Here is a 9419-nt window from a genome sequence, read left to right as displayed (position 1 = left end):
AGCCCGGCTGCTGGCCTCACCCGCCGTGCAGCAGGCTGTGGAACACGCCATGGGCCGCCGGGCCGCGCGCACCGGGGTGACCCAGGACCGGGTGGTGCGCGAACTGGCCGCCGTGGGGTTCGCCGTGATGACCGACCTGTGCCACTGGTCCGACGAGGGCGTACGACTGCGCGACTCCACGGAACTGACCCGCGCGCAGGCCGCTGCCGTGGCCGAGGTGCGCGAGACATCCAGCGCCCGGACCGCACGTGGCGCGCGAACCGCACATGGCGCACGAACCACGCGCCCCGCGCGCGGCATGGAACACGGCGCGGACGAAGAACAGCCCGAAGTCCCGGTGCGGGGTGGCGTGCAAGTGAAGTTGCATTCCAAGCTCAAGGCCCTGGAAATGCTGGCCCGCCACCTTGGCATGTTCGGGAGCTCCGTCGGCGCCGAAGGGGATGCCCCACCCGGTGGCGACACTCCGCCCGAACTACCGGCGGAACTGCGTGCCCGCATCGATGCGCTGTACCCGCGCCATGGCGCGGATGCCGTCCGCAACAACGGAGCGGATTGCAGAAGGGGCGGCGATGGCGCGAATGATGCGGGCGAAGGGGACGGGGAGGATTATGATGACTTCGAGGATGGCGAGGATATTGAGAATCGGGAAGACAGGGAGGACGATGGCTTTGACGATGGCGGCTGGCAGCCCGAATAAACAAGGCGTACGGCAGGGCCGACGGTCGGCAGGGCCATGGGAAGGCGCGGCGCGCCAACAGGCTGGCCAGCCCTTCTCCCGACGCCAGAACAAGCAGGGATTACAGAGAATATCTGGCACACCGGGGTAATAGCGGGGCCGCATCAGGCAGCACTGGGCCAGCCCGGCCCAACCTGCCGGTACCACATCGGCACCCCGCCGACAGAGCGAGACCGCCCCGCCACATGAACCATGCCCGTGGCGGAAATTTTTCCGTCACGGGCAACCCGGCGGCACCATGCGCACCTTTCGGTCGGGTCCGGCTGCACGGTGCTGGTGCCCCGGAAAAATAATGGAGGGTTGGTGACGGCAGCCGTACCAAAAGTATAGTCGGTCATGCGTCACCGGCGTTCCGCTGGGAGAACGCCGGGCGCAACCGCAAGGAGCGACCCATGAACGAGCCCATGCCCGACGAGGTAACCTGTACCTTCTGCGGACGCAGCTTCGATGCGTCACCAGAGCAACATCAAAGAGAACTGCGCTCCCTGTACGACGAACACTTCTGCCTCGACTGCGCCTGCCACGCCGATCCCGCCATCCTGGCCGTGGTCGGCGAAGACCGCCTGCTGGACCTCATCGAAAACTGGTACGGATAGCGGGACCGCCCGCCAGCCGCAGAACACCGGCCCGCCGCCCGCATTATGACATCCGGGCGCTTACGGGGTCTTTCCGCACGCCCGCAAGGCGCGCGGGCCGGGCACTATCGGCGTGCCCGGCGTGTTCGCAGCGGATTCAGGCCGGATTCAGCGCCGGGACTCCAGGCGCAACCCCACGGGTTCACCCACGCTGGCCAGCAGGCAGGTTATCCGGACGGGACGGGCCACCCCGTCCGGGGTGGTCAGTACGCCGTCCATGCGCAGGATGGTGGACACGTAATGCCCGTCCACCACGCCGTCGTACCGTTCCATGGTGGCGCGCTCGTCGTTGATGAAAGACAGGCTGGAAGGCGAGCCATACTGGCTGGCCAGTTCGATCTGGGCATAGGCAATGCACACGTCCAGATCCTGGTCGGACACTTCCGCACGGGCGGCGGGCGCCATCGCACCCGTCAGCAAGGCGGCCAGGACGACGGTCAATGCGCCAGCCAGCACCGTCACGCGCAGCAGGCGGCCAAGGGCTATTCCCGACGTGCCGAACGGACGGCGCACACGCCCCCATGGATTGGCCTTGCCACTCACGGCAGCGGATGCTGTCAACGGTCGTGCGGGGGTGTCTTGCATGGCGGACTCGCTACGGGGATTTGGTATGCGCGCCTGGCGCTTCCGACCGGGCCCCCGTTGACCACGGACCGGACCTGATGCCCAAGGATGGTGCCGGACCTGCTGCCCGGCAGGCGCGGGGCAGAAACGAGGCCGGATGCATGGGCGCCGCCGGGTTATGCTCGCGCCTGATACGGCCCCATGCCCAGAGGATGGGGCGCCGCCGCGCCCCGGTCAACCCTCCTGTCCACTCCGGTCAACCCGCATTGCAGAAATGCCGGGATGTGCTACTTGCAGATGCCCTCCCGCCTGGCGGACTCCATACCCGTGCAATCCCCGTTGGAGCAGCCCTGGGCGAAGTCCGCGCAGGCAGCGGCGTTCTCGTCTTCCGCAAGTTCCACTGCCGCCCGGTAGTTCCATGCTCGGTGCTGGGAAGAGTCCAGTTCGAGAGACCGCGCAAGGTCCTTGCGGGCGCCCAGTTGATTGCCCATGCGAAAGGCCACCAGGCCCCGCCAGGCGTAGTTTTCCGCCGAAGGATGCTGCCGCACGGCGCGGGTCAGGTCGTCGAACGCTTCGTCCCACAGGCCCATTTCGCTGTAGGCAAGCCCGCGCCGGGCAAAGGCCTGCCAATAGTCGGGCTGGAGTTCGATGGCCTTGTTCAGATAGGCCACGGCCTTTTCCGGTTCGGTGCAGGTTTCGCCGCCCTTCCACAGCACATGGGCCATGGCGAAGTACTTTTCCGCCTCCGGGTTGACCTTTCCGGAAACACCCATGGGGTTGTACGGCTTCAGGGGCTCCTGCGTGGCGCAGCCCGGCAGGGTGGACGCCAGGAGCAGCAGCGTCAGAAGAAACAGCGCGTGCAGCCCAAAAACCCTGGCCGGGGTTGCGGGGCGCACGTCTGAAGCGCCTGCGGCAGGGGCGTTGCGGAACAATGTGAACGGCATGTCCGTCTCCTGTATGGGGGGGCGGGCCCTACGGCCCGGTGGAGATGAGCGGATGGGGGATGGCTGGAAGTAAACCGCCGTACAACGCCACGCCCGCGACGCGCATGGCGGCATTGACGCCCCCGATCGGGGCGTGACCGGCCCGACTGGCCCGACTGGCATGACTGGCATGACTGGGCGCGGGCAACTTCCCCCTGGCCTGTCGCCCAGCCCAGCCGATTCGGCCCGACCGGCCAGGCTGGACTGGCTGGTTTGGCTGGTTTGCCCAACCGCTACCGCCGCAGATACGCGCCCATTCTCCAAAGCGCAAGCGGGGCGGGCCAGCCAGCCCGCCCCGCTCCAAGGGACAATATTTGCGCCTGTGCAGCGCGCGCCTAATACACCACGTTGTACGACATGACTTCCGGTCGGTGGAAATGGAATTCCACGCGCCGGTTCTTGCTGCGGCTTTCGGGAGTGGTGTTGGGTTCCATGGGGCGCGTGTCGGCATAGGCAATGCCGCGCAGTCGGGTGGGCTTGATGCCGCCGCGCTCGATGATGTAGCGCACGGCTGCCGCCGCCCGCGCGCCGGAAAGTTCCCAGTTCGAAGGATACGGGCTGCCCGCGGCCACTTCGCCGCTGTCGCTGTGGCCGCGCACCATCAGGTACAGGTTGTACTCGCGCAGGATCTTGATGACCTCGTCCAGCACCTTGCTGCCTTCCGGCACCAGTTCCGCCGAACCGGCCTTGAACATCACGTCGCTGTTCACCCGCAGCAGCACGCCCACGTCGTCGGCGCTGATGCCGCTGGCGTTCTGCGGAATGGCGTCGGCCATCATCATCTGCTTCAACTTCTGGGCAATGGCGTAGTGCGACTTTTCGGTTTCCGAAACCTTGAAGTCGCGCGTGTCCAACTTGTCCACCCCCTGCACGAAGGGGTTGTTGGCCACCGGCGAAACGTTGCTCGAATCGAACAGGGCCCGCTCGGTAGAGAAGTAGCCCGCCAGCGCCTGCTTGGTCTCCGGCGGGGTCATGTTCAGAATCCACATCAGCAGGAAGAAGGCCATCATCGCCGTCACGAAGTCGGCGTAGGCAACTTTCCATGATCCACCGCCAGCCATGGCGTTCCTCCCCATATGGCGCGCCGTGCGCGGCAGGCGGAACTTCCGCAGCCGGGCGCGCGGTGCGTCAGCTCTTCAGCTTTTCTTCCATCTCGGCAAACGTGGGACGGAAGGTATGCGGAATGGCACGCCGCCCGTATTCCACGGCAATGATCGGCGTGGACCCCCGGATGGCGGCTGCCACCGCCTCCTTGATCACCGCGAAGTACATGTGGTGCTCGTGGTTGGCCTGTTCGATCTTGGCCCCCATGGGGCCGAACACGCCGTAACAGAACAGGATACCGATGAACGTCCCGATCAGCGCGGCCCCGATGTGGTGGCCGAGCACCTCCGGCGGCTCGTTGATCTTGCCCATGGTCAGCACGACGCCGAGCACCGCCGCCACGATCCCCATGCCGGGCAGCGATTCCGCCATGCGGCCGATGGAGTGCGGGGCGATGGATTCTTCCTCGTGCATGGACTTCATGTCCACTTCCATCAGGCTGTCTATTTCGTTGGGGTCGCCGGTGGTCAGGTACACCCGCAACGTGTCGCCGATGAAGTGCACGGTGTGCTTGTCCTTGGCGATGGCGGGGTACTTGTTGAAGATGGAACTGCCCTCCGGCTTTTCGATGTCCTGTTCGATGCTGATCACCCCTTCGCGGTGCATCTTGACGAACAGCGAGTTGAGCAGACCCAGTACATCAAGATACTTGGCCTTGCTCATGCCGGGGTCGCCCAGCACCAGCTTGAGGTTCTTCAGCACGAGTCCCAGCGAATACTTGGTGCTGGAAACGATGAACGCGCCGATGGCCGCGCCGAGGATGATGATCATTTCCGCGGGCTGCCACAGCACGTGCATGACGCCGTGCGCCATCAGGTAGCCGGCGAGGATCGAGCCGAAAACGACAACGAGACCGATTATGGCGAACATGGCGTGGTGTCAGTTCCTGTTGGCCTGCATGACGCCGCACGCACGCGCGGCGTCGATTTCCGCAAGCAGATGCTCAAGGTCAAGGCCGGGCGAAGGAGCGGGCTGCAGCCCCCGGCCCATGCGGGCCACCTCGTCGCACCAGCGGGTCAGTTCCTTTACGCCGTAACGCCCCGCGTCGAACATGCGAAAGGCCTTTTCGGCCTTTTCCGGCACCCCGCGCGACGTGATGTGCAGCCCCAGCAGGACCGCGCCGGGCACATGGTCCACATGCGTCACGCGCGTCCACAGAAAAAGCGTATAATTTCGCGCTACCGCACCAGCGGCGGGAGACAGCAACTTGAGGTACACGTGCAGCCCCCCGACGGGCAGGCCAACGGGCAGTGCCCCTTCCGACGCCAGGCCCAGGCATTGCGCGGCCTTCGTCGAAAGACGCATGCGCAGGCCCCGCGTGCTCACATCCGTAAGGGCAATCCCTCCCGTCCCCGCAAGCCCCAGCACGTCGGGCGCACCCAGGTCTTCCAGCGTCAGACGGCCATCGGCACCCGCGCGCCCGGACCACAGGGCCACTTCGCGCAGAAAGCCGGGCGGAGCATCCACCCTGTAGTTGTGCCTGCGCTCTGCCTCGTCCATTCAGTATATCTCGACCGTATAGCTCGACCGTATATCTCGATCCGTATGCCCCGGCGGGCACGTCTTGGTTGGCGGGGCACTGCCGACCGGCTCCACGGAATCTGCCGGTTTCCGGCAGGCTGCGGCCATGCTTCGTTTGGGCATGCTTCGTCGGGGAGGCGCCCGACCGGGGTCTGCTCCCGACGCCTTCAAGCCACGGCACCGCGCCATGCACCCCGCACCACGAACCCGATGTGAAGGGCTGGCGCCGGGCAGCACCCTGTGCATTTATGTGATTGTAGCCGAGAACGCGCCGCATGGAAAGTGGGGGAGGCCCCAATGCCATCATACTCCCCACAGGGATACGCGCATCACGCATGTGGGCTCAAACGCCTGACGCACAGGACACGCCCGCCGCAACATTTGCTGTTGCATCAGTATATATAAAAAGCTATAACGCATCACATGAAGAGCGCCCCCGCCCATTCTTTCGTGCGGCTCCGCGAAGCCATGCTGGCCTTGGCGGCGTGGCTGGACACCCCACCCTGCAAGCCCGGACAGGCAGCCACGGCACCTGCGACGGACGTGGCCCACGCCCTGCGCCCGCTGTGCGCCGCCGGACTGCGCTGTCTAGCCGAGAACGCCGAGCACTACGACCGGCTCATCGTCCGGCCCAACGCCTTTGCCGCGCACTTCGCCGCCACGGTGGCCATGCTGGCACCCACGGCAGCCCTTGCGCCCCCAGCGACCGCACCTGCAGGCGGCCAGATTGACGACGCGGCCTTCATGCTGGTGGAGGACATGGCCGCCCTGTTCCGCGAACGCAGCCTGCGCGCGCCGGAAGACGCCCCCCGCGCAGCCGAACGGGCCCTGCTGGACCACTTCGAACGCTGCGGCGAATGGCTGCCCGCCGACGGCACCATCATCACCGATTGGTACTACGTCCGCCTGCCAGCCCTGGTGCTTGCGCAGTTGCTGCGCAGGGCAGAGGCCGCAACCCGTACCGCCTGCCCGCCCGGCAGCTAGAAACGCTGCCGTCCGCCTTTCCCGCCCCTACCGTCCTAGTATCCGGCGGTCCTTCCATGCCGGGGCATTCCCACGCGCCCCCCCCTTCGCGGGCCGCATGCGCCCCCCCAGCCTGCCCGCAGGCCCACCCTTTGCGGCGTTAACCGTTGCGTTCGCGCTCGCGTTCTGCCAATACTGGATGAAGTTTCACGTCCACCCCATGCAGCACGAGTGCACTCCATGCCTGCTTCGCGTCACGCTCAGCCCTGGCGTTCCCAGTCCTCCGAATCCGACACCGATGTGCCGCCGGGTTGCGAGGAAGACTGCGACCCGGCCTTGGCAGGCACGACAGCGGCGACGGCATCCATTACTGCCCGCGCCGCATCACGCAAATCCCGGCCCGGCACGTTGCGCTGGCTGTTCCCCGCCCTGCTGCTGGGCGGTTGCGCCCTGCTGGGCGCCATCACCTTCGCCGATCCCTACGCCCTGCCCGCCACCCCGCCGGTGCAAGCCCTGCTCATCAACTCCTACGATCAGCGCATGCGCTGGGTGCATGGACTTACCGCAGAGGTGGAAGCCGAACTGGCCCCGCCGGGCGGCAACGTGCTGCTGCGGGTGGAAAACATGGACACCAAGGCGGTGCACAACGATGCCTATTTCGCCGCCTATGCCGCCATGCTGCGCGCCAAGTACGCCACGGTGCGCCCGGCGGTGCTGCTGTGTTCCGACGATCATGCCCTGAACTTCCTGCGCCGCTACCGGGACACGCTCTTTCCCGGTGTGCCCGTGGTTTTCGGTGGCACCAACAACTTCACCCCCACGCGCGTACAGGGCATGTCCGGCGTCACCGGCGTCACCGAGGAACACTACCCCTACGAGACGGCGCAATTCCTGCTGCGCGCCCACACCGGCATTGAAGAGATATTCGTCATCAACGACTACACCGAAAGCGGTCGTTCCACCGCGGCGGAACTGGCCGAAGCACTACGCCCGCTGGAAGGGCGCGTGCGACTGCGCTGGAATTCCGACGTGCCCATGGACGACCTGCTGCGCCAGGTGGCAGCGCTGGGACCGGAAACCGCCGTGCTGCTCGGCGTGTACTATTCCGACGCATCCGAACGCATGGTGACGTACGAAGAGGCGGGACTGCGCATCGCCGCGGCGGCCAGGGTGCCCGTCTACTGCATCATGGGCTTCAACCTTGGCGGCCGCGTGGTGGGCGGCAAACTGGTCACCGGCCAGTCACAGGGGCGCATCATGGCCGAAATGGGGCGGCGCATCCTGGCGGGCGAAGACCCCGCCTCCATCCCCGTACGGCGCGGACCTGGAGAATTCATTTTCGATTACACGCAGTTGCGACGCTGGCGCATCAACGAAGGCTCGCTGCCTCCCGGCAGCGAAGTGGTTGAACGCCCCTTCTCCGTCTACCGCGCATATTCCCGCGAAATTCACGTGATCATCGCCTTCGTGACCGCCATGCTCGCCACCATCGCCGCCCTGGTGGTGGTCATGCGGCGCAGGGCACGGACCGAGGCGGAACTGCGCAAGCTGCGCAACCTGCTCGCCAACATCCTGGATTCCATGCCCTCTGTGGTGGTGGGGGTCTCGCCCGAGGGGCGCATCATCCAGTGGAACCGCCAGGCGGCGCTGATGACCGGCGTGGAGCCCCCGGCGGCTCTGGGGCGCAGCCTGGAGGACGTCTTTCCGCGCCTTGCCCCGCAACTGCCGAGCGTGCGCGAGGCCCTGGCCAGGCAGACTCCCGTGCACGGCGAACGGCTGACCCGCACCGACAACGGCATGCTCCTTTACGAGGATGTCACCGTGTTTCCACTGGCAGCCAACGGCATGGAGGGGGCGGTGATCCGCCTCGACGACGTGACCGAACGCGAGCGGGTGCGCGAAATGATGATCCAGACCGAGCGCATGCTGTCGGTGGGCGGGCTGGCGGCTGGCATGGCCCACGAGATCAACAACCCCCTTGGGGGCATACTGCAGGCGGTGCAGAACGTGCTGCGCCGCATCGAACCGGGGCGCGCCGCCAACGACGATGCCGCCCGCGCCGTGGGCTGCACGGTGGAGCAGGTACACGACTACCTGGAACGGCGCGGGGTGCTGCGCATGGCCGCCGGAGTGCGCGAGGCGGGGCTGAGGGCCGCCCGCATCGTGGCAAACATGCTCAACTTCAGCCGCCGCAGCACCTCGTCGCACATGGAATGCGACATCGGCGCGCTGGTGGCGACCGCCGTGGACCTTGCCGACAACGACTACAGCTTTCGCAAGAACCACGACTTCCGCAGGCTGCGGGTGGACATACATATCCCGCCCGACCTGCCCCGGCCCGCCTGCCTGGCCACCGAAGTGGAACAGGTGCTGCTGAACCTGCTGCGCAACGCCGCGCAGGCCCTGGCCGGGTTCAGCCCGCCGGACGGCGCGCCGCCCATCATCACCATCCGGGCAGAACACTGCCCGGATGGAGTGGCGGTATCCGTCACCGACAACGGTCCCGGCATGCCGCCGGAAGTGCGCGCCAGGGTCTTCGACCCGTTCTACACCACCCGCCCCCCGGGAGAAGGCACCGGTCTCGGACTGTCCGTGGCGTTCTTCATCATTACCCAGAATCACAAGGGCACGTTCACCGTGGTTTCCGAACCCGGCCAGGGAGCCACCTTCACCTTCACCCTGCCGCTGGGGGGGGCGTCATGACCATTGCAGCCCCTCGCGTCCGGGTATGGCTGCGGATGCTGTCCGCCCACCCGCCTGCCTGTCTGCCCGGCTGGCTGCCCGCGTTCCTGTTCGCGTGCCTGTTCGTAAGCCTGACCGCCTGCCTGTCCGGGCCTCTGCCGGCACACGCCGCCCACGCCGCCCACGCCGCCCACGCCGTCGACACGGCTGCGGAACCGGCAACGCGCCAGT

10 protein-coding genes are annotated in these 9419 nt (G+C 66.6%); 5 read left to right on the top strand and 5 right to left on the bottom strand.

Features of this window, described 5'->3' with window-relative positions:
• The coding region (locus tag FVW20_RS00960; RefSeq protein WP_196607907.1) for a terminase small subunit at positions 1 to 697 on the top strand (697 nt) is incomplete at its 5' end.
• 431 nt (positions 698 to 1128) lie between these two features.
• Positions 1129 to 1332, top strand: a complete 204-nt coding sequence (locus FVW20_RS00955) for a hypothetical protein (RefSeq protein ID WP_196607906.1) — start codon at positions 1129 to 1131, stop codon at positions 1330 to 1332.
• A gap of 147 nt (positions 1333 to 1479) precedes the next feature.
• Here the strand turns inward: FVW20_RS00955 and FVW20_RS00950 are convergent, their stop codons facing one another.
• From FVW20_RS00950 to FVW20_RS00930, 5 genes are all read right to left on the bottom strand, one after another.
• Positions 1480 to 1956: a hypothetical protein gene (locus tag FVW20_RS00950; RefSeq protein WP_196607905.1), complete on the bottom strand. Its 477-nt coding sequence runs from the start codon at positions 1954 to 1956 to the stop codon at positions 1480 to 1482.
• A gap of 266 nt (positions 1957 to 2222) precedes the next feature.
• Positions 2223 to 2879, bottom strand: a complete 657-nt coding sequence (locus FVW20_RS00945) for a tetratricopeptide repeat protein (RefSeq protein WP_196607904.1) — start codon at positions 2877 to 2879, stop codon at positions 2223 to 2225.
• A gap of 374 nt (positions 2880 to 3253) precedes the next feature.
• Positions 3254 to 3979, bottom strand: coding sequence for an OmpA/MotB family protein (locus FVW20_RS00940; RefSeq protein WP_196607903.1), 726 nt, complete (start codon positions 3977 to 3979; stop codon positions 3254 to 3256).
• Positions 3980 to 4046: 67 nt separating this feature from the next.
• Positions 4047 to 4892, bottom strand: coding sequence for a flagellar motor stator protein MotA (gene motA / locus FVW20_RS00935; RefSeq protein WP_196607902.1), 846 nt, complete (start codon positions 4890 to 4892; stop codon positions 4047 to 4049).
• A gap of 9 nt (positions 4893 to 4901) precedes the next feature.
• On the bottom strand, positions 4902 to 5522 hold the full coding sequence (locus FVW20_RS00930) for a hypothetical protein (RefSeq protein WP_196607901.1): 621 nt from the start codon (positions 5520 to 5522) through the stop codon (positions 4902 to 4904).
• Between the two features lie 444 nt (positions 5523 to 5966).
• On the opposite strand from FVW20_RS00930, the gene FVW20_RS00925 reads away from it, so the two are divergent.
• The 3 genes from FVW20_RS00925 to FVW20_RS19520 form a co-directional block, all read left to right on the top strand.
• Positions 5967 to 6527 (top strand): hypothetical protein, encoded by a 561-nt coding sequence (locus tag FVW20_RS00925; protein WP_196607900.1) that lies wholly within the window; start codon positions 5967 to 5969, stop codon positions 6525 to 6527.
• Between the two features lie 387 nt (positions 6528 to 6914).
• Complete coding sequence (locus tag FVW20_RS00920) at positions 6915 to 9209, top strand: ATP-binding protein (protein ID WP_231038754.1); 2295 nt, start codon at positions 6915 to 6917, stop codon at positions 9207 to 9209.
• A partial coding sequence (locus FVW20_RS19520; protein WP_231038753.1) for a hypothetical protein occupies positions 9206 to 9419 on the top strand: 214 nt, incomplete at its 3' end. The genes FVW20_RS00920 and FVW20_RS19520, both read left to right, overlap by 4 nt.

This window comes from Nitratidesulfovibrio oxamicus, from assembly GCF_015731765.1.
Classification (GTDB): Bacteria; Desulfobacterota; Desulfovibrionia; order Desulfovibrionales; family Desulfovibrionaceae; genus Cupidesulfovibrio; species Cupidesulfovibrio oxamicus.
This window is presented reverse-complemented; position numbering and strand designations above follow the sequence as displayed.